This is a genomic window from Serratia sp. GW822-FHT06E05 (genome assembly GCF_058799445.1).
Genome location: NZ_JBXALM010000004.1, coordinates 43,767 through 62,021 on the forward strand (window position 1 = coordinate 43,767; position 18,255 = coordinate 62,021).

17 protein-coding genes are annotated in these 18,255 nt (G+C 55.9%); 9 read left to right on the forward strand and 8 right to left on the reverse strand.

The window, feature by feature from the left end:
- Nucleotides 1–134 precede the first annotated feature (134 nt).
- The 6 genes from AC1RKC_RS12290 to rpmH all read right to left on the reverse strand — a co-directional run bounded on the left by AC1RKC_RS12290 (nucleotide 135) and on the right by rpmH (nucleotide 4,935).
- The gene (locus tag AC1RKC_RS12290) at nucleotides 135–935 is read right to left on the reverse strand and encodes an MBL fold metallo-hydrolase (protein ID WP_493092597.1); all 801 of its coding nucleotides are present in this window, start codon (nucleotides 933–935) and stop codon (nucleotides 135–137) included.
- A 154-nt stretch (nucleotides 936–1,089) separates the two neighbouring features.
- On the reverse strand, nucleotides 1,090–2,454 hold the full coding sequence (mnmE, locus tag AC1RKC_RS12295; RefSeq protein ID WP_493092596.1) for a tRNA uridine-5-carboxymethylaminomethyl(34) synthesis GTPase MnmE: 1,365 nt from the start codon (nucleotides 2,452–2,454) through the stop codon (nucleotides 1,090–1,092).
- Between the two features lie 101 nt (nucleotides 2,455–2,555).
- Nucleotides 2,556–4,193 (reverse strand): membrane protein insertase YidC, encoded by a 1,638-nt coding sequence (gene yidC / locus AC1RKC_RS12300; protein WP_020837770.1) that lies wholly within the window; start codon nucleotides 4,191–4,193, stop codon nucleotides 2,556–2,558.
- 2 nt (nucleotides 4,194–4,195) lie between these two features.
- Nucleotides 4,196–4,453 carry a membrane protein insertion efficiency factor YidD gene (gene yidD, locus AC1RKC_RS12305; RefSeq protein WP_012004505.1) on the reverse strand — a complete coding sequence of 86 codons (258 nt, stop codon included), beginning with the start codon at nucleotides 4,451–4,453 and terminating at the stop codon, nucleotides 4,196–4,198.
- A complete protein-coding gene (rnpA, locus tag AC1RKC_RS12310; RefSeq protein ID WP_004950547.1) occupies nucleotides 4,417–4,776 on the reverse strand; it encodes a ribonuclease P protein component in 360 nt (119 codons plus the stop codon). The genes yidD and rnpA overlap by 37 nt, the downstream gene beginning before the upstream one ends.
- Nucleotides 4,777–4,794: 18 nt before the next feature.
- The gene (gene rpmH / locus AC1RKC_RS12315; protein WP_003849659.1) at nucleotides 4,795–4,935 is read right to left on the reverse strand and encodes a 50S ribosomal protein L34; all 141 of its coding nucleotides are present in this window, start codon (nucleotides 4,933–4,935) and stop codon (nucleotides 4,795–4,797) included.
- A gap of 681 nt (nucleotides 4,936–5,616) precedes the next feature.
- On the opposite strand from rpmH, the gene dnaA reads away from it, so the two are divergent.
- The 5 genes from dnaA (at nucleotide 5,617) to yidA (ending at nucleotide 12,622) form a co-directional block, all read left to right on the forward strand.
- The gene (gene dnaA / locus AC1RKC_RS12320; protein WP_041414068.1) at nucleotides 5,617–7,014 is read left to right on the forward strand and encodes a chromosomal replication initiator protein DnaA; all 1,398 of its coding nucleotides are present in this window, start codon (nucleotides 5,617–5,619) and stop codon (nucleotides 7,012–7,014) included.
- A gap of 4 nt (nucleotides 7,015–7,018) precedes the next feature.
- The gene (gene dnaN, locus AC1RKC_RS12325) at nucleotides 7,019–8,119 is read left to right on the forward strand and encodes a DNA polymerase III subunit beta (protein ID WP_046374835.1); all 1,101 of its coding nucleotides are present in this window, start codon (nucleotides 7,019–7,021) and stop codon (nucleotides 8,117–8,119) included.
- A gap of 45 nt (nucleotides 8,120–8,164) precedes the next feature.
- Nucleotides 8,165–9,250 (forward strand): DNA replication/repair protein RecF, encoded by a 1,086-nt coding sequence (recF, locus tag AC1RKC_RS12330; protein WP_493092595.1) that lies wholly within the window; start codon nucleotides 8,165–8,167, stop codon nucleotides 9,248–9,250.
- Nucleotides 9,251–9,268: 18 nt separating this feature from the next.
- Entirely contained in the window at nucleotides 9,269–11,683 is a 2,415-nt protein-coding gene (gene gyrB, locus AC1RKC_RS12335; protein WP_020824633.1) for a DNA topoisomerase (ATP-hydrolyzing) subunit B, read from the forward strand.
- A 123-nt stretch (nucleotides 11,684–11,806) separates the two neighbouring features.
- Complete coding sequence (gene yidA / locus AC1RKC_RS12340) at nucleotides 11,807–12,622, forward strand: sugar-phosphatase (RefSeq protein ID WP_115057903.1); 816 nt, start codon at nucleotides 11,807–11,809, stop codon at nucleotides 12,620–12,622.
- A gap of 43 nt (nucleotides 12,623–12,665) precedes the next feature.
- Here the strand turns inward: yidA and AC1RKC_RS12345 are convergent, their stop codons facing one another.
- Both AC1RKC_RS12345 and AC1RKC_RS12350 read right to left on the reverse strand, forming a co-directional pair.
- Nucleotides 12,666–13,607, reverse strand: a complete 942-nt coding sequence (locus tag AC1RKC_RS12345) for an ornithine cyclodeaminase family protein (RefSeq protein WP_130016561.1) — start codon at nucleotides 13,605–13,607, stop codon at nucleotides 12,666–12,668.
- Nucleotides 13,594–14,562 (reverse strand): threonine/serine dehydratase, encoded by a 969-nt coding sequence (locus tag AC1RKC_RS12350; RefSeq protein ID WP_046374831.1) that lies wholly within the window; start codon nucleotides 14,560–14,562, stop codon nucleotides 13,594–13,596. The genes AC1RKC_RS12345 and AC1RKC_RS12350 overlap by 14 nt, the downstream gene beginning before the upstream one ends.
- A gap of 273 nt (nucleotides 14,563–14,835) precedes the next feature.
- Here AC1RKC_RS12350 and dgoR point away from each other — a divergent pair, with 273 nt between their 5' ends.
- Genes dgoR through dgoD form a run of 4 tightly spaced genes read left to right on the forward strand, consistent with a single transcriptional unit; the run spans nucleotide 14,836 to nucleotide 18,170 of the window.
- Nucleotides 14,836–15,534, forward strand: coding sequence for a D-galactonate utilization transcriptional regulator DgoR (gene dgoR / locus AC1RKC_RS12355; RefSeq protein ID WP_020824637.1), 699 nt, complete (start codon nucleotides 14,836–14,838; stop codon nucleotides 15,532–15,534).
- Nucleotides 15,531–16,424, forward strand: a complete 894-nt coding sequence (locus tag AC1RKC_RS12360) for a 2-dehydro-3-deoxygalactonokinase (RefSeq protein ID WP_046374830.1) — start codon at nucleotides 15,531–15,533, stop codon at nucleotides 16,422–16,424. Before dgoR ends, AC1RKC_RS12360 begins: the two co-directional genes overlap by 4 nt.
- Nucleotides 16,408–17,025 carry a 2-dehydro-3-deoxy-6-phosphogalactonate aldolase gene (locus AC1RKC_RS12365; protein WP_020824639.1) on the forward strand — a complete coding sequence of 206 codons (618 nt, stop codon included), beginning with the start codon at nucleotides 16,408–16,410 and terminating at the stop codon, nucleotides 17,023–17,025. Before AC1RKC_RS12360 ends, AC1RKC_RS12365 begins: the two co-directional genes overlap by 17 nt.
- Nucleotides 17,022–18,170: a galactonate dehydratase gene (gene dgoD, locus AC1RKC_RS12370; protein ID WP_046374829.1), complete on the forward strand. Its 1,149-nt coding sequence runs from the start codon at nucleotides 17,022–17,024 to the stop codon at nucleotides 18,168–18,170. The genes AC1RKC_RS12365 and dgoD overlap by 4 nt, the downstream gene beginning before the upstream one ends.
- Nucleotides 18,171–18,255 lie beyond the last annotated feature (85 nt).

Here is an 18,255-nt window from a genome sequence, read left to right on the forward strand (position 1 = left end):
ATCTCTTTGATGGAAATTGCTGAGATAAGCTTAGGTGAATTTTGGCAAGAAGGAGGAGAAAGCAGGCGTTTGTCGGGGGTTCTTCCTGCCAGATTCTGTGGCAGGAAGCGAAAACCAGCTGGCTTGTTAACGTCTTATTCCAGTACGAAAGTGTCTCCGGTCGCGGGTGACACCACCTCCGGTAACCACAGGCGTCCCCAGGTTCCGGTGCAATGGCACCCCATTAATTTCTCTGGTTTTTGCTGATGAAGAAAATGTCTTACCCGCCATAGGGTGCGCGGCGACGCGCAGCGGAGATGAAAACCGCCGATCAAAGCGTGGATCCGATCGATCCCAGTGATTTTCTGGCAGTGACGCACGATGTGAATGATCCCGCGATGCCCGCAACCGGTAATAATCACCAGCCCGCGATCGGATTTATAAATCAGCACGCCTTCGTCGATGACATAGTCCACTCCTGCATTTTCCCCGACAATCACGCCATAGGCGCGCGGTGCGGGTACTACGATTTCGCCTGACCACATAAAACGATCGCTGATAGACAGTGGTTTGCGGCTGTACTCCATGCGGTGGCGTGAGTAATCGATATCCAAAGAGAGCTTTTTGATTTTGCGGGTGTGGCCCAGTACCTTCAGCGCCGCATAGCGTTCGTCGCCGATCTGCGGATGGCAGATAATGCGGCTGCCGTCAGGCAGCCAGGTGACGCCGCCGCAGTGGTCATAGTGGCCATGAGAGAGCACGGTTGCGGTTATTGTGGAGAGATCTACGCCCATCAGCCGCGCATTGTGCAGGAAACTGCCGTCAGGGCCGGTATCAAATAAAACGCTGGCAGTTTCATCCTGAAGCAGCAGGCTTAAGCCTGCCTTGGCCAGCAGTGACGGATTGGCGCTGGCGGCGCGGCGGTTTTCCAGCAGCACCTTGAAGGTTAATGCCATCTTTGCTCGTTCCTGAGAAGGATCCCTGACCCACCAGTATATCTAGGGAGTTATGACGGCTCTGTGAGCCAAGGCGCAGAGCGGGGCAAAGAAAAACGGCCAGAACAAAGGTTTGTCCTGGCCGTGAATAGGTCGCTTGTTACGTTACCGCCGTTTATTTACCGATGCAGAAGCTGGAGAAAATGCGTCCCAGCAGGTCATCTGAGGTAAATTCGCCGGTGATTTCACTCAGCGCTTGCTGCGCCAGTCGCAATTCTTCGGCCAGCAGCTCCCCCGCGTAAGCGATCACTAACTGTTCTTTGCCCTCGACCAGATGCTGGGCTGCTTGCTCAAGCGCCTGCAGGTGGCGGCGACGTGCCAGGAAACCGCCTTCCATATTGCTGGTGAAGCCCATACTCTGCTTCAGGTGGTCCCGCAGCAGGTCGATACCTTCACCGGTGCGCGCCGACAGGCGAATAAGTGAGTGACCATTTACTTCTGTCATGCCCAAGGGTTCACCGGTGATGTCGGCTTTGTTACGTACTACGGTGATCGGCAGACGATGCGGCAGACGTGCCATAAACTCCGGCCAAATCTCTGCCGGTTCGGTTGCCGCGGTGGTGGTGCCATCGACCATAAACAGCACGCGGTCGGCCTGTTCGATCTCGTTCCACGCACGTTCGATACCGATACGCTCCACTTCGTCGCTGGCTTCGCGCAGGCCGGCGGTGTCGATGATGTGTAAAGGCATGCCGTCGATGTGAATATGCTCGCGCAGCACGTCGCGAGTGGTGCCGGCGATATCGGTGACGATAGCCGCTTCGCGACCGGCCAGTTCGTTCAACAGGCTGGATTTACCGGCGTTAGGACGCCCGGCGATCACCACTTTCATCCCTTCGCGCAGCAGGCTGCCCTGACGCGCTTCTGCGCGTACGTTGGAAAGAGAGGCCATGACTCCGTTGAGCTGCGCCTCGATTTTACCGTCAGACAGGAAGTCGATTTCCTCATCCGGGAAGTCTATCGCTGCTTCTACATAGATTCGCAGGTGAGTAAGTGCTTCCACAAGCTGGTTGATGCGGGTGGAGAACGCCCCCTGCAGCGAGTTCATTGCAGAGCGTGCCGCCTGCTCGGAACTGGCGTCGATCAGGTCGGCAATCGCTTCGGCCTGCGCCAGATCCAGCTTGTCATTAAGGAAGGCACGCTCGGAAAATTCGCCGGGACGGGCGATACGCACGCCGGGCAGCGCCAGTACGCGTTTGAGCAGCAAATCGAGGATAACCGGCCCGCCGTGGCCTTGCAGTTCCAGCACGTCTTCGCCGGTAAACGAGTTCGGGCCAGGAAACCACAGCGCGATGCCCTGGTCCAGAGTGGCGCCTTCGGCATCACGGAACGGCAGGTAATCGGCGTAACGCGGCTTCGGCAGTTTGCCGAGCAGGGCCTGGGCTACGTCTTTGGCGCCACGGCCGGAAATACGCAAAATGCCGACGCCGCCGCGTCCCGGCGGGGTGGCTTGGGCTACGATGGTATCGGTAGTGCTCATAGTGATTCTCTCTGACGATTCAATATGCAAAAAGGCGGTCTTAATGACCGCCTCTTATCTTTTGCTGCAAGGGTTCAGCGCGCCGAACCCCTACAATACGCTTAGGTCTTTTTCTTGTCGCGGCTGTGCAGGCCACGTTTTTCCAGGCCGCGGTAAATCAGCTGCTGCTGGAGGATGGTCACCAGGTTACTGACGATGTAGTACAGCACCAGACCTGACGGGAACCACAGGAAGAACACTGTGAAGATCACCGGCATAAAGGTCATGATTTTCTGCTGCATCGGGTCAGTGACGGTGGTTGGCGACATCTTCTGGATGAAGAACATCGTCACGCCCATCAGGATTGGCAAGATGTAGTACGGGTCTTGCGCCGACAGGTCATGGATCCACAGGGCGAATGGCGCATGGCGCAGCTCAACCGAGCCCATCAACATGTAGTACAGCGCCAGGAAGATTGGCATCTGGATAACCAGCGGCAAACACCCACCCAACGGGTTCACTTTCTCAGACTTGTACAGCGCCATCATTTCCTGGCTCATGCGCTGTTTGTCATCACCGATACGCTCACGCATCGCCTGCAGTTTTGGCTGCAGCATGCGCATTTTGGCCATCGAGGTGTACTGCGCTTTGGTCAGCGGGTACATGATGCCACGCACGATGAAGGTGATGATGATAATTGAGAAGCCCCAGTTACCGATAAAGCCGTGGATAAACTTCAGCAATTTGAACAGCGGCTGAGAGATGAACCACAACCAACCGTAATCCACGGTCAGATCCAGGTGCGGCGCCAGTTGGGCCATCTGGTCTTGCAGTTCCGGCCCCACCCACAGGGTGGCATTCAGCTGCTGCTGCGCACCAGGCTGCACCACTACCGGAGTAGATTTGAAGCCAATGGTGGACAGGTTGTCGCCAGGCTTGGCGGTATAGAAGGTGTTGCTGCCTTGAGTTGCCGGCACCCATGCGGTGGCGAAGTACTGTTGCAGCATGGCAACCCAACCGCCCTGCGTGGTGACACTCAGGTTTTCGTCCTTATCGAACGCATACTTCTGATATTTGTCTTCGCTGGAAGAGTACGCCGCGCCACGGAAGGTGTGCAGAGCGAAGTTGTTGCTGCCGGTGTCACGGTGCTTAGGCAGCTCGGTCGTCTGCTTCAGTTGGCCGAACAGGGTCAGTTCCAGCGGGGTGGTGCCTTTGTTGTCGACGTTGTAGTCAACAGCAACCGCGTAATGATTACGCTTGAGCACGAAAGTCTTGGTGTAGATAGCGCCGTCTTTACCGGTAAAGGTCAGCGGAATGCGCAGCTCTTCCTGGCCTTCCGGCAGGGTGTAGCTGTCCTGCGCCGCCTGGAACAGAGGACGTTCGCCGTTTGCCGGGTTATCCGGGCCGTTTCTGCCGGTCAGGCCGCTTTGCGCCTGATAAACAAATGACGGTGTGGTTTCCAGCAGTTGGAATGGCGTCGATGAACCCAGAGTGTCCGGGTAAGCCAACAGTTTAGCCTGCTCGATATCACCACCACGGGTGTTGATGGTCAGCGACAGCACGTCAGTATTAACGGTAATCAGTTTACCCTGACCACTGGCTGGAACTGCTGAGCTTGCGGCATCACCGGTAGCAGTGTTCGAAGTCTGTTGCGTGGTCTGGGCGACTGGTTGCGGAGCGTTGTCCGTTTGCCAGGCTTGCCAGATCATGAAAGACACGAACAGCAGAGCGATGAGGAGAAGATTGCGTTGCGAATCCATCGTTAGTGTTCTCTGTTATCGTCGGGTTTCGGCGGCACGGGATCATCGCCACCTGGGTTCAAGGGGTGGCATTTTAATACGCGTTTCAATGCTAACCAACTGCCTTTTATCATGCCAAACCTGCTTAATGCCTCAATTGCGTAATGAGAGCATGTCGGCTGGAAGCGACAACGAGGCCCAAGCAGCGGACTGATGACGAGCTGGTAAGCCCGCACCAGCCCGATCAGGATGCGGGAGCCTGGCGACAGTGGCGACGCCATAATTTTTCCAAAGCTTCCGTCAGCGCGCGGTTATCCAAATCCGCTATCCCTTTTTTGGCCACCACGACAAAATCCATCGCCGGTAACTCGTGCTGACGTAAACGGAAGCTTTCGCGGGTTAGGCGTTTGATCCGATTGCGTTCATGCGCGCGTTTGACGTGTTTTTTGGCGACGGTAAGACCGATGCGGGGATGCCCCAGCTGGTTCAGGCGGCCGAGGATGGTGATTTGCGGCGTGCCAGCCCGTTGTGGCTGCTGGAAGACGAAAGTGAAATGAGTGGGAGTTAACAAACGTAACTCCCTGGGAAAAGCTAGCTTAACCACTCAGCGGGTTAGCTTTTATTACTTAGAAACAGTCAGACGAGAACGGCCTTTCGCACGACGGCGGGCCAGAACTTGACGACCATTTTTGGTGGCCATACGAGCACGGAAACCGTGGCTACGGTTGCGCTTCAATACGGACGGTTGGAAAGTGCGTTTCATGGCGATTTCTACCTAAACTTAAATAATTACTGATCAGTAAACGCGTTTGGCTATTCGGCGTGAAGACGACCGACGCCTCAATCGCAATATATAAAGAAGCGGGATTGTAATAATTGTACAGTCCTGAGTCAATTCACATCGCGCTAGCCTACCTGGTTGTCTGCCAATACGGAGTAAAATCCGGTCTTGGCCCGTGGTCACCGCAGAATCCTGTCTGGTTAATGACACACCATTAAGGAACCAGGTACACACGTAGGGCGAAGATTATACGGACTCGGGGGTAAATCGCAAGGATCCCGACGCGATCCTTGTGGTTAAAGCCAAGGATCCGACGTGGATAACAGGGTATAACCGGTTGACAATGTAAAAAATACCGTTCCTCAGGCGGTATTTCGCCTGCAATTTGGCGTGGCTGGCGAAAAGATCGCCGCAGGCCGGGGCCTGTGGATAAAATGGATCTAATCTGTGATGAAGGGGAGGATCTCTTGCGCGGATTGCGCTATGATCCGTCATTCCGATCGCGATCTCTCAAGCGGGGATCGTGAGGGACATAAACCGTGAAAGGCGGTTCGCATCCCCCACAGGCAAACAGCCGATGCCGGGTATGTGTCAAAAATCATGAGTTATAAAAAATTAGCCTGATTCTTTTCTTTTATTGATCTTGTTCGAGTGGAGTCCGCCGTGTCACTTTCGCTTTGGCAGCAGTGTCTTGCCCGATTGCAGGATGAGTTACCTGCCACAGAATTTAGTATGTGGATACGCCCATTGCAGGCGGAACTGAGTGACAACACCCTGGCGCTTTATGCGCCCAATCGTTTTGTGCTGGATTGGGTTCGCGATAAGTACTTAAACAATATCAATGGCCTGTTGAATGATTTCTGCGGTACGGATGCCCCCTTGCTGCGTTTTGAAGTGGGCAGCAAACCGATCTCCCAAATCATCAGCCAGACCGTTACCGCCAGCGTGAGTGCAAGCGCACCCAGCGCACCGGTAGCGCGCGCCGTGGCGCCGTCCCGCCCCAGTTGGGACAACGCGGCTCCTCAGCCTGAACTTTCCTACCGCTCCAACGTTAACCCAAAGCATACCTTTGATAACTTTGTTGAGGGTAAATCCAACCAGTTGGCGCGCGCGGCGGCCCGCCAGGTGGCGGATAACCCGGGCGGCGCCTATAACCCGCTGTTCCTGTATGGCGGCACCGGCCTGGGTAAAACTCACCTGTTGCACGCGGTAGGCAACGGCATCATGGCCCGCAAGGCCAACGCCAAAGTGGTCTATATGCACTCTGAACGCTTTGTTCAGGACATGGTCAAAGCCTTGCAGAACAATGCCATTGAAGAATTTAAGCGTTATTACCGCTCGGTCGATGCGCTGCTGATCGATGACATCCAATTTTTTGCCAATAAAGAGCGTTCGCAGGAAGAGTTCTTCCATACCTTTAACGCCCTGTTGGAAGGCAATCAGCAGATTATCCTGACCTCAGACCGCTACCCGAAAGAGATTAACGGCGTGGAAGATCGCCTGAAGTCGCGCTTCGGTTGGGGGCTGACGGTAGCGATCGAGCCGCCTGAGCTGGAAACCCGCGTGGCGATCCTGATGAAAAAGGCCGACGAGAACGATATCCGTCTGCCGGGCGAAGTGGCGTTCTTTATCGCCAAGCGCCTGCGTTCCAACGTGCGTGAGCTCGAAGGGGCGCTGAACCGCGTGATTGCCAACGCAAACTTTACCGGCCGTGCCATTACCATTGATTTCGTGCGTGAAGCGCTGCGCGATCTGCTGGCTCTGCAGGAAAAGCTGGTCACCATCGATAATATTCAAAAGACGGTGGCGGAATACTATAAAATTAAAGTCGCGGATTTGTTGTCCAAGCGGCGTTCGCGTTCCGTTGCCCGCCCGCGCCAAATGGCGATGGCATTGGCAAAAGAACTCACCAACCACAGCCTGCCAGAAATCGGCGATGCGTTTGGTGGCCGCGACCATACCACGGTGTTGCACGCCTGCCGGAAGATTGAGCAGTTGCGTGAGGAAAGTCACGACATCAAAGAAGATTTCTCCAATTTAATCAGAACATTATCTTCCTAGCGCTATGAAATTTATCGTTGAACGTGAGCATCTGCTAAAACCGCTGCAACAGGTGAGCAGCCCGCTGGGCGGCCGCCCAACCTTGCCAATTCTGGGTAACCTGCTGTTGCAGGTGACGGAAGGCTCCCTGCTGCTGACCGGCACCGATCTGGAGATGGAGATGGTGGCGCGCGTTGCCCTGTCCCAGCCCCATGAAGCGGGCGCGACTACCGTCCCCGCGCGTAAATTCTTTGATATCTGCCGTGGTCTGCCTGAAGGGGCCGAGATCACCGTAACGCTTGAAAGCGAGCGCATGCTGGTGCGTTCCGGCCGCAGCCGCTTCTCACTTTCTACGTTGCCGGCGTCGGATTTCCCGAACCTGGACGACTGGCAGAGCGAAGTTGAATTTTCGCTGCCACAGGCAACGCTGAAGCGCCTGATTGAAGCTACGCAGTTCTCGATGGCTCATCAGGACGTGCGTTACTACTTAAACGGTATGCTGTTCGAAACCGAAGGGGAAGAGCTGCGTACCGTGGCGACCGACGGTCACCGCCTGGCGGTGTGCTCGATGCCGATCGGCCAGGAATTGCCGTCGCATTCGGTGATCGTGCCGCGTAAAGGCGTGATGGAGCTGGTGCGTCTGCTGGACGGTGGCGAGACCTTGTTGCAACTGCAGATCGGCAGCAACAACATTCGCGCTCACGTCGGTGACTTTATCTTCACCTCCAAGCTGGTTGACGGCCGTTTCCCTGATTATCGCCGCGTATTGCCGAAGAACCCGGACAAAACGCTGGAAGCCGGCTGCGACTTGCTCAAGCAGGCGTTTGCCCGTGCGGCTATTTTGTCGAACGAAAAGTTCCGCGGCGTGCGCCTGTACGTTAGCCAGAACCAGCTCAAGATCACCGCCAATAACCCGGAACAGGAAGAAGCGGAAGAGATCCTCGATGTCAGCTACGACGGCACTGAGATGGAAATTGGTTTTAACGTCAGTTACGTGCTGGACGTTTTGAACGCGCTCAAGTGTGAAGATGTGCGTCTGCTGCTGACCGACTCGGTTTCCAGCGTGCAGATCGAAGACGGTGCCAGTAAGTCTGCTGCTTACGTCGTCATGCCAATGCGGCTGTAGTCTCGTTACCTTGAATTACAGCACCGTTATCGGTAAAGAGATTGCATGGCATTAACGCGTTTACTGATTAAAGACTTCCGCAATATAGAAGCGGCGGATTTGGCGCTGGCGCCGGGATTCAACTTCCTGGTTGGTGCCAACGGCAGCGGGAAAACCAGCGTGCTTGAGGCGGTGTATACCCTTGGGCACGGGCGTGCGTTTCGCAGCCTGCAGGCCGGCCGGGTGATCCGCCACGACCAGCCGGAGTTCATTTTGCACGGCCGCATTGACGGTGTAGAACGTGAAATATCCGTAGGATTAAGCAAGAGCCGTCAGGGTGACAGCAAGGTACGCATCGATGGCAGCGACGGCCACAAAGTGGCTGAACTGGCGCAGTTATTGCCGATGCAACTGATCACCCCCGAAGGTTTTACCCTGCTAAACGGCGGGCCGAAATTCCGGCGCGCCTTCCTGGACTGGGGCTGTTTTCATAACGAACCCGGTTTTTTCACCGCCTGGAGCAACCTGAAACGGTTACTGAAGCAGCGCAATGCCGCGCTGCGCCAGGTCAGTCGCTATGCGCAAATCCGCGCCTGGGATCAGGAACTGATCCCGTTGGCAGAGCGCATCAGCGAGTGGCGGGCAGCTTACAGCGACGCGATTGCCGCGGATATTACCGCGACGTGCGCGCAGTTTTTGCCCGAATTTGCCCTGAGTTTCTCTTTCCAGCGCGGCTGGGACAAAGAGAGCGACTACGGAGAGCTGCTGGAGCGCCAGTTTGAGCGCGACAGGGCGTTAACCTATACCGCGGTGGGGCCGCATAAGGCGGACTTCCGCATTCGTGCCGACGGCACGCCGGTAGAGGATTTGTTATCGCGCGGTCAGCTTAAATTGCTGATGTGCGCATTGCGCTTAGCGCAGGGTGAGTTTCTCACCCGGCAGAGCGGGCGGCGTTGCCTGTATCTGATTGATGATTTTGCCTCCGAGCTGGACACCGGCCGTCGCCGGTTGCTGGCCGATCGCCTGAAAGCCACCCAGGCCCAGGTCTTTGTCAGTGCCGTGAGCGCTGAACAAGTGACCGATATGGCCGGTGAAAAGGGCAAGATGTTCCGCGTGGAACAAGGTAAAATAGAGGTTCAACCACAGGACTAAAATGAGCGAGAAACGTTGATGTCGAATTCTTATGACTCCTCAAGTATCAAGGTATTAAAAGGGCTGGACGCGGTGCGTAAGCGCCCGGGCATGTATATCGGCGACACCGATGATGGCACCGGTCTGCACCACATGGTATTCGAGGTTGTGGACAACGCTATCGACGAAGCACTCGCTGGCCACTGTAGTGACATTCAGGTGACCATCCATGCCGACAATTCCGTTTCGGTACAGGATGATGGCCGCGGTATCCCAACCGGTATTCACGAAGAGGAAGGGGTTTCCGCAGCACAGGTGATCATGACCGTGCTGCATGCCGGCGGCAAATTTGATGACAACTCCTACAAGGTCTCCGGCGGTCTGCACGGCGTGGGCGTCTCCGTTGTTAACGCCCTGTCTGAGAAGCTGGAACTGGTGATCCGTCGTGAAGGCAAGGTGCATGAGCAAACCTATGCCATGGGCGAGCCATTGTCGCCGCTGAAAGTGGTCGGTGAAACCGATCAGACCGGCACCACGGTCCGTTTCTGGCCGAGCTATGAAACCTTCACCAACAATACCGAATTTGAGTACGACATTCTGGCCAAGCGCCTGCGCGAACTCTCTTTCCTGAACTCCGGCGTGTCTATCCGCCTGAAAGACAAACGTACCGACAAAGAAGACCACTTCCACTACGAAGGCGGTATCAAGGCGTTTGTTGAATATCTGAACAAGAACAAAACCCCGATCCACCCGAACGTGTTCTACTTCTCGACCGTCAAAGACGACATCGGTGTGGAAGTGGCGCTGCAGTGGAACGACGGTTTCCAGGAAAACATCTACTGCTTCACCAACAACATCCCGCAGCGTGACGGCGGTACCCATCTGGTCGGTTTCCGTACCGCGATGACCCGTACCCTGAACAGCTACATGGATAAAGAAGGCTACAGCAAAAAGGCCAAAATCAGCGCCACCGGCGACGATGCGCGTGAAGGTCTGATTGCCGTGGTTTCGGTGAAGGTGCCTGATCCGAAGTTCTCTTCTCAGACCAAAGACAAGCTGGTGTCTTCCGAGGTGAAAACCGCGGTTGAAACGCTGATGAACGAGAAGCTGGTCGATTATCTGATGGAAAACCCGGGCGATGCGAAAATCGTCGTCGGTAAAATCATCGACGCGGCACGTGCTCGTGAAGCGGCGCGTAAAGCGCGTGAAATGACCCGCCGCAAGGGCGCGCTGGATCTGGCCGGCCTGCCGGGCAAACTGGCGGACTGCCAGGAACGTGACCCTGCGCTGTCTGAACTGTACCTGGTGGAAGGGGACTCAGCGGGCGGCTCTGCCAAGCAGGGACGTAACCGTAAGAACCAGGCAATCCTGCCGTTGAAAGGTAAAATCCTCAACGTAGAGAAGGCGCGCTTCGACAAGATGCTGTCTTCGCAGGAAGTGGCGACGTTGATCACCGCGCTGGGCTGCGGTATTGGCCGTGACGAGTACAACCCGGACAAACTGCGCTATCACAGCATCATCATCATGACCGATGCCGACGTCGATGGCTCGCACATCCGTACGCTGCTGTTGACCTTCTTCTACCGTCAGATGCCGGAAATCATTGAGCGCGGCCACGTGTTCATTGCTCAGCCGCCTTTGTACAAGGTGAAAAAAGGCAAGCAGGAACAGTACATCAAAGATGACGAGGCGATGGATCAATACCAAATCGCCATCGCGATGGACGGCGCAACCCTGCACACCAACGCCAGCGCCCCGGCACTGGGCGGTGAGCAACTGGAAAAACTGGTTGCCGAACACTACAGCGTGCAGAAGCTGATCGGTCGTATGGAGCGTCGCTACCCGCGCGCGCTGCTGAACAACCTGATCTACCAGCCGACTCTGCAGGAAGAAGACCTGAGCGATCAGTCCAAGGTTAAGACCTGGATTGATTCTCTGGTGAAACTGCTGAACGACAAAGAGCAGCACGGTAGCAGCTATGACTCGGTGATCTTCGAGAACCGCGAGCGCCAGATGTTTGAGCCGGTGCTGCGCATTCGTACCCACGGTGTGGATACCGATTACGCGCTGGACTTCGACTTCATCCACGGTGGCGAGTACCGCAAAATCTGCGTGTTGGGCGAGAAACTGCGCGGCCTGATCGAAGAGGGGGCCTTCATCGAACGTGGTGAGCGCCGTCAGCCGATTGAAAGTTTCGAGCAGGCATTGGAGTGGCTGGTGAAAGAGTCACGTCGCGGCCTGGCGGTACAACGCTATAAAGGTCTGGGCGAGATGAACCCAGAGCAGCTGTGGGAAACCACCATGGATCCGGAAAGCCGCCGTATGCTGCGCGTGACCGTAAAGGACGCCATTGCTGCAGACCAATTGTTCACCACCCTGATGGGTGATGCGGTTGAACCTCGTCGTGCCTTTATCGAAGAGAATGCCCTGAAAGCGGCAAATATCGATATCTAACGCATTGATGACTGTGAAAATCCGCGCCGGGCAACCCGCGCGGATTTTTTTACGCCGTTTTTGACGCTGACACGGCGGGCTGAAACGCGTTAGCATGGGAAAAAACCACTGGGAGAGGATCGAATGGCTATTGAACTGATTGCGATTGATATGGACGGCACGCTGCTCAACCCGCAGCACCAAATTACGCCGGCGGTAAAGCAGGCAATCACCGAGGCGCGCCGCAAAGGGGTGCATGTGGTGCTGGCCACCGGGCGGCCTTACGTCGGCGTGCAAGACTATCTGCGTCAGTTGGACATTCAGGGACCTGGTGATTTTTGTATTACCTATAACGGTGCGCTGGTTTTGAAGGCGGTAGATGGTGCCTGCATCCTGCAGGAAACGCTGGGCTTTGAGGATTATCTCTACTTCGAGCAGATGGCGCGCGAACTCGGCGTTCACTATCAGGCGTTTGATTTCGATACGTTGTATACACCGAACAAAGATATCGGCAAATACACCGTGCACGAATCGGAGATGACCGGCATTCCGCTCAAGTACCGCAGCGTGGAAGAGATGGATCCGGCGATCCGTTTCCCTAAGTTGATGATGGTTGACGAGCCTGAGCTGTTGGATCGTGCCATCGCCCGGATCCCGGCTGAAACGCGTGAGCGTTATACCATCCTGAAAAGCGCGCCGTATTTCCTGGAGATCCTGCATAAGAACGTGGATAAAGGGACCGGCGTGAAAATGCTGGCCGATCATCTCGGTATTGCACAGCAAAACGTGATGACGTTGGGTGATCAAGCCAACGACACCGCAATGATCGAGTATGCCGGCGTTGGCGTGGCCATGGGCAATGCCATTGAGGAACTGAAGGCGGTGGCGCAGTTTGTGACCACCACCAATACCGAAGACGGCGTGGCACGCGCCATCGAGAAATTTGTACTGAATGCCTAACGTTGTTTTGCATCAGGGGGCGCAGTTGCGCCCCTTAATTTCGTTATAACCGCGCTAAAATTCCCTTCACAATCTGCACATCCTGAATCGCCAAGCCGGTCAGATCGGCCAGGGTGATTTGCTCCGGATCGCTGCGCACCTTCTTTCCTTGCGCCAGGGCGGTACCTAATTCGACGATGGGTATCGAAGCCAACAATCCCTGCCGGTAAGCCGTGGCGATTTCGCCGTATTCTGTACATTGAGACACAGAGTCTGCCAGCAACACATCCGCCCTGGCCACCAGACCGCTCTCCAGTTCCTGCTTGCCATGGGAATCGGCGCCTACCGCGGTGATGTGGGTGCCGGGCCGAATATCCGTCGCCCGCAGAATTGGCTCTCGGCTGGGCGTGGTGGTGATAATCAACCGGCAGTGTGCCGCCAGTTCTGCCGCATCCTGGGTTGTATGCACCCGAAATCCTTCGGCCTCGGCACTGTGGCGGTAGGCTTGCAGCGCCGACTCGTTGCGGCCCCATACCCAGACTTCACGGCAGGCGGTCAGAGGTTTTAGCTGTTGCAACTGCAGCAGGGCCTGCATGCCGCAGCCGACGATACCTATGGCCGGGATCTCCGTCGGTGCGCACAGTTCGGCGACGATGCGCCCGGCCAGAGCGGTGCGTAATGCGGTTAACCAGCCTTCGTCCAGCAACAACGCCTGCGGTTCACCGGTTTGTGCTGAGAAAGCCATCATCAGCCCTTGATTGCTGGCCAACCCCTGCGCTGGATTACGGTAAAAACCGGAGGAAACCTTGAGGACAAACTGCTCGTCTCCTTCCAGCCACGCCGATTTAATACAGCAGTCGCCGGCTGCCTGCTCAAACAGAAAATGTTGTACCGGCGGTTGCTGTACCTGCCGTTTTGAATAGGCAATAAACCCTTCTTTTAGCAGTAACGTGGTGGCATCTGCGTCGAAAGCTTCAAGTATCTGCCTTTTGTTAAGGATTTTCATCGGCGATCGCCTTGAGGTATTTCTCGAGCACGATGTTTTTTCCGCACAGGACGACGGCCACTTTTTTCCCCTGAAATTCCGGTGCCAGCTTAATGGCGGCGGCTAAGGCTACCCCGGCCGCCCCTTCGATAATCCAGCGATCGCTGACGGCAATTTGGCGCATAGCCTGCTTGATTTCAGTTTCACTGACCAAGACTTTTCGGTCGATCAGTTGCTGACACAGAGGGAAGGTAATGGCGCCTGGCTCCACGCCCCCGGCAGTGCCGTCGGACAGGGTATCTTGCTCTTCCACCGGGAAAATGTGGCCGGCTTCCAATGCGCTGTACATGCTGGTGGCGTTTTCCGGCCAACAGGCAATTAGCTGCGTTTTCGGCGATAGTTGCTGCAAAACGCTGCCAATGCCCGAAATATAGCCGCCACCCCCCACCGCGACAAACACCGCATCCAAATCCGGCTGTTGTTCGACCAGCTCCATGCCGCAGGTCCCCTGACCGGCGATGACCTGCTCGTCATTATAGGGAGAGACATAAACCTTCCCTTGTTCCTGCGCCGCCTTTTCCCCCGCCTGCTCGGCATTTAGCGCATCGCCCGCCACCAGCTCGACCTGCGCGCCCAGCGCGCGAATGGTGTCGAGTTTTATCGCCGCTGCCGTCTCCGGGGCATAAACCTTGACCTCAACGCCCATCAACTTTCCCGCCAGCGCCATCGCCTGGCCATGATTGCCGCTGGAGGCGGCGATCACTCCGCGTTGGCGTTGCTCTTCACTCAGTAGCCGCAGTTTATTACTGGCGCCGCGAAACTTAAAAGAGCCGGTAGGCTGCAGGTGGTCGCATTTCAGGAACAGTTCGCAACCCAAGCGTTGCGACAACAGTACGCTGCGTTCCAGTGGGGTGACGCGAACCTGTGGGCGCAATTGTTGATGGGCGGAAACAATTGCATCGAATAAGTGGCTCATGACGGCTCCAGTAAAGAAGGTGATGTAGACTTTAGAATCCAGTTTGTACTTTTTAGTCTTTTATGTAAACCCCGAAGTTACACAACCAGAAGGCGTTTATCTTATTGTCTTTTTTGTGATCTTGATTGTAGTACGATATTAATAATTAGTACTACAATCAGGCGTCGGTAGGTGAGTGAGTTATGAAGATTGTGCTGCAACCGCAGGACGCCAGCAGGCGCTACGGGTAAAGTGAATCCGTCACCACAGCATGGCGAACGCCACGGAGTCATTATGAATAAGCAGCAGATCGGGAAAACAGACCGAATCATTATTGAGATTGGCCGGCAGATCGTCGGCGGAAAGTATATGCCGGGTTCACCACTGCCGGCCGAGGCCGAGTTGTGCGAAGAGTTTCAGACCTCGCGCAACATTATCCGCGAAGTGCTCCGCGCGTTGATGGCAAAGCGTTTGGTCGAGGTTAAACGCTATCGCGGCGCCTTTGTCACCCTGCGCAATCAGTGGAATTACCTGGATACCGACGTACTGAACTGGGTGTTGGCCCAGGATTACGACCCACGGCTGATTGCTGCGATGAGCGAGGTTCGTAACCTGGTGGAGCCTTCTATAGCCCGCTGGGCAGCGGAACGGGCGACGTCCAGCGAACTGGCGGTGATTGAGTCGGCGCTGAACGACATGATGACCCATCACCAGGATCGTGAACGCTTCAATGAAGCTGATATCCGCTACCACGAAGCGGTGCTGGCGGCGGTGCATAACCCGGTATTGCAACAACTTAGCGTAGCGATTAGTTCGCTCCAGCGCGCGGTGTTTGAGCGTACCTATATGCCGGATGAGGGCAATATGCCGCGTACCCTGCGTGAGCATCGGGAATTGTATGACGCTATCCGTCATCAGGATCCAGATGCTGCCGAACAGGCGGCACTGGCAATGATTGCCAGCTCTACCAAAAGGTTAAAGGACATTACATGAGTGACAGCTTTATCGCGATTGACTGGGGTTCCACTAACTTGCGTGTCTGGCGCTACGAACAGGGTGTCTGTGTCGACAGCCTGCAGTCGGAGGCCGGTGTTACCCGCCTTGGCGACCGTTCGCCGCAGCAGGTTTTCAGTGAGCTGATGGCTCGCTGGGCGGAACCGCTGCCGGTGGTGATGGCGGGGATGATCGGCAGCAATGCCGGTTGGTTGCAGGCACCTTATCTGCAATGTCCAACCCGTCTGAACGATGTGGCGCAGCAGTTAACCGTGGTAGAGCAGGCTTTACCTTATTCCGCATGGATCATCCCGGGAATATGCGTCGAACGTGCAGATAATTGCAATGTCATGCGCGGTGAAGAAACCCAACTGATTGGCGCTTATGCGGAACGGCCCTCGGCGGTGTATGTGATGCCCGGCACCCACAGCAAATGGGTGCGGATGGAGGGGGATACTTTGGCCGATTTCCGCACGGTCATGACCGGTGAGTTGCATCATCTGCTGCTCCAGCATTCGCTGATTGGTGCAGGGCTGGGCAGGCAGCATCCTGATCCGCAGGCATTTGTGCGTGGGTTGGAGACCGGCATGCATGAAACTCATATTGTGCGCAGCCTGTTTGAAACCCGTGCCGCTCATGTGCTTGGAAAACTGGAAAAAAGCGCGGTCAGCGACTGGCTTTCGGGGTTGCTGATTGGCAACGAGGTCGCGCAGATGCAGCGTGAGTATCCGCTGCCGCCGGGAGCGGAGCTCACGGTAATCGGTAATCCGCAACTGGGTGAACGTTACGCTCAGGCGCTGAATATGGCCGGGATATGCCACCAGATACTGGACGGCGATCGGGCTTTTCAATCGGGGATAAGGAGCATTGTGCATGAGCTGGAATACTGAGTTGCCGTTGATCGCCATCTTGCGCGGTATTACGCCGCAGGATGTAGGCGAACACGTCCAGGCACTATTACGTGAAGGGTTCGACGCGATCGAAATACCGATGAACTCGCCGGACTGGCAGCAAAGCATTGGCGATATGGTAAAAAAATACGGCGATCGTGCGTTGATTGGCGCCGGCACCGTGCTGCAATCGACACAGGTCGATGAGTTGGCCAGGTTGGGGGGCAAACTGGTAGTGACGCCCAACACCCAGCCGACGGTGATCCGCCGGGCGGTTGAGCTCGGCATGACGGTCTGTGCCGGTTGCGCCACCGCCTCGGAAGCGTTCAACGCGCTGGAAGCCGGCGCCCAGGCGCTGAAGATTTTTCCGTCGGTGTCCTTTGGCCCAGATTACATAAAGGCATTGAAGGCAGTATTGCCACCGCAGGTGCCGGTGTTTGCCGTCGGCGGTATTACGCCGGAAAACCTGCATCAATATCTGGCCGCAGGCTGTGCGGGTGCCGGGTTGGGGGGCGATCTCTATCGCGCCGGTCAATCGGTTGAGCGCACGGCACAGCAGGCTGCTGCATTTGTTCGGGCCTATAAGGAAGCGACTCAATGAAAATAACCAAACTGACCACCTATCGGCTGCCGCCGCGCTGGATGTTCCTGAAAATTGAAACCGACGAGGGCATTGTCGGCTGGGGCGAGCCGGTTATTGAAGGGCGCGCGCGTAGTGTAGAAGCGGCGGTACATGAGCTGTCGGAATATGTGGTCGGCCAGGATCCGGCGCGGATAAACGATATCTGGCAAACGCTGTATCGCGGCGGTTTCTATCGTGGCGGGCCGATACTGATGAGCGCGATAGCCGGTATCGACCAGGCGTTGTGGGATATCAAGGGTAAGACGTTGGGTGTGCCGGTCTATCAGCTGCTGGGTGGTCTGGTGCGTGACAAAATCAAGGCCTATAGCTGGGTAGGTGGCGACCGTCCCTCCGATGTGATAGCGGGAATCAACAAGCTGACGGAAATCGGCTTCGATACCTTTAAGCTGAACGGCTGTGAAGAAATGGGCATTATCGACAGCGCGCGCAAGGTGGATGCTGCGGTGGCGGTGGTTGCGCAGATCCGCGAAGCTTTTGGCAACAGGATCGAGTTTGGCTTGGACTTCCATGGGCGTGTTGATGCACCGATGGCGAAAATCCTGATCAAAGAGCTGGAGCCTTATCGCCCGCTGTTTATAGAAGAGCCGGTGTTGGCGGAGCAGGCGGAATACTATCCACGACTGGCTGCGCAGACCCATATCCCGATTGCCGCCGGTGAACGTATGTACTCGCGTTTTGATTTTAAAAGGGTGTTGGCGGACGGTGGCCTGGCAATTATTCAGCCTGACCTGTCCCACGCCGGCGGCATTACCGAATGCTTTAAGATTGCTGCCATGGCGGAATCTTATGACGTCGCGTTGGCACCGCATTGCCCACTGGGGCCGATCGCGCTGGCCTCTTGTCTGCATGTGGATTTTGTAGCGCGCAACGCGGTGTTCCAGGAACAAAGCATGGGCATTCACTATAACCAGGGTGCCGAGTTGCTGGATTATGTTGTGAATAAAGAGGATTTCAAAATGACCGATGGTCATTTTTATCCACTGACCAAGCCGGGTCTTGGCGTAGAGATCAACGAAGAACTGGTGATCGAACGCAGTAAACAGGCGCCTGACTGGCGTAATCCGGTATGGCGTCACCCGGACGGTGCCATTGCCGAGTGGTAATTCTTTATTAAATAACACATTGTAAATTAACGCTGAAAAGATACCTCGATCAGGTCTCGCCTGTCATTGCTGTCAGGCGAGATGC

Coding starts and splice junctions, on each gene's coding strand:
- AC1RKC_RS12290 (WP_493092597.1), bottom strand. CDS start 935: ATGGCATTAACCTTCAAGGTGCTGCTGGAAAACCGCCGCGCCGCCAGC.
- mnmE (WP_493092596.1), bottom strand. CDS start 2,454: ATGAGCACTACCGATACCATCGTAGCCCAAGCCACCCCGCCGGGACGC.
- yidC (WP_020837770.1), bottom strand. CDS start 4,193: ATGGATTCGCAACGCAATCTTCTCCTCATCGCTCTGCTGTTCGTGTCT.
- yidD (WP_012004505.1), bottom strand. CDS start 4,453: ATGGCGTCGCCACTGTCGCCAGGCTCCCGCATCCTGATCGGGCTGGTG.
- rpmH (WP_003849659.1), bottom strand. CDS start 4,935: ATGAAACGCACTTTCCAACCGTCCGTATTGAAGCGCAACCGTAGCCAC.
- dnaN (WP_046374835.1), top strand. CDS start 7,019: ATGAAATTTATCGTTGAACGTGAGCATCTGCTAAAACCGCTGCAACAG.
- recF (WP_493092595.1), top strand. CDS start 8,165: ATGGCATTAACGCGTTTACTGATTAAAGACTTCCGCAATATAGAAGCG.
- gyrB (WP_020824633.1), top strand. CDS start 9,269: ATGTCGAATTCTTATGACTCCTCAAGTATCAAGGTATTAAAAGGGCTG.
- yidA (WP_115057903.1), top strand. CDS start 11,807: ATGGCTATTGAACTGATTGCGATTGATATGGACGGCACGCTGCTCAAC.
- AC1RKC_RS12345 (WP_130016561.1), bottom strand. CDS start 13,607: ATGAAAATCCTTAACAAAAGGCAGATACTTGAAGCTTTCGACGCAGAT.
- AC1RKC_RS12350 (WP_046374831.1), bottom strand. CDS start 14,562: ATGAGCCACTTATTCGATGCAATTGTTTCCGCCCATCAACAATTGCGC.
- dgoR (WP_020824637.1), top strand. CDS start 14,836: ATGAATAAGCAGCAGATCGGGAAAACAGACCGAATCATTATTGAGATT.
- AC1RKC_RS12360 (WP_046374830.1), top strand. CDS start 15,531: ATGAGTGACAGCTTTATCGCGATTGACTGGGGTTCCACTAACTTGCGT.
- AC1RKC_RS12365 (WP_020824639.1), top strand. CDS start 16,408: ATGAGCTGGAATACTGAGTTGCCGTTGATCGCCATCTTGCGCGGTATT.
- dgoD (WP_046374829.1), top strand. CDS start 17,022: ATGAAAATAACCAAACTGACCACCTATCGGCTGCCGCCGCGCTGGATG.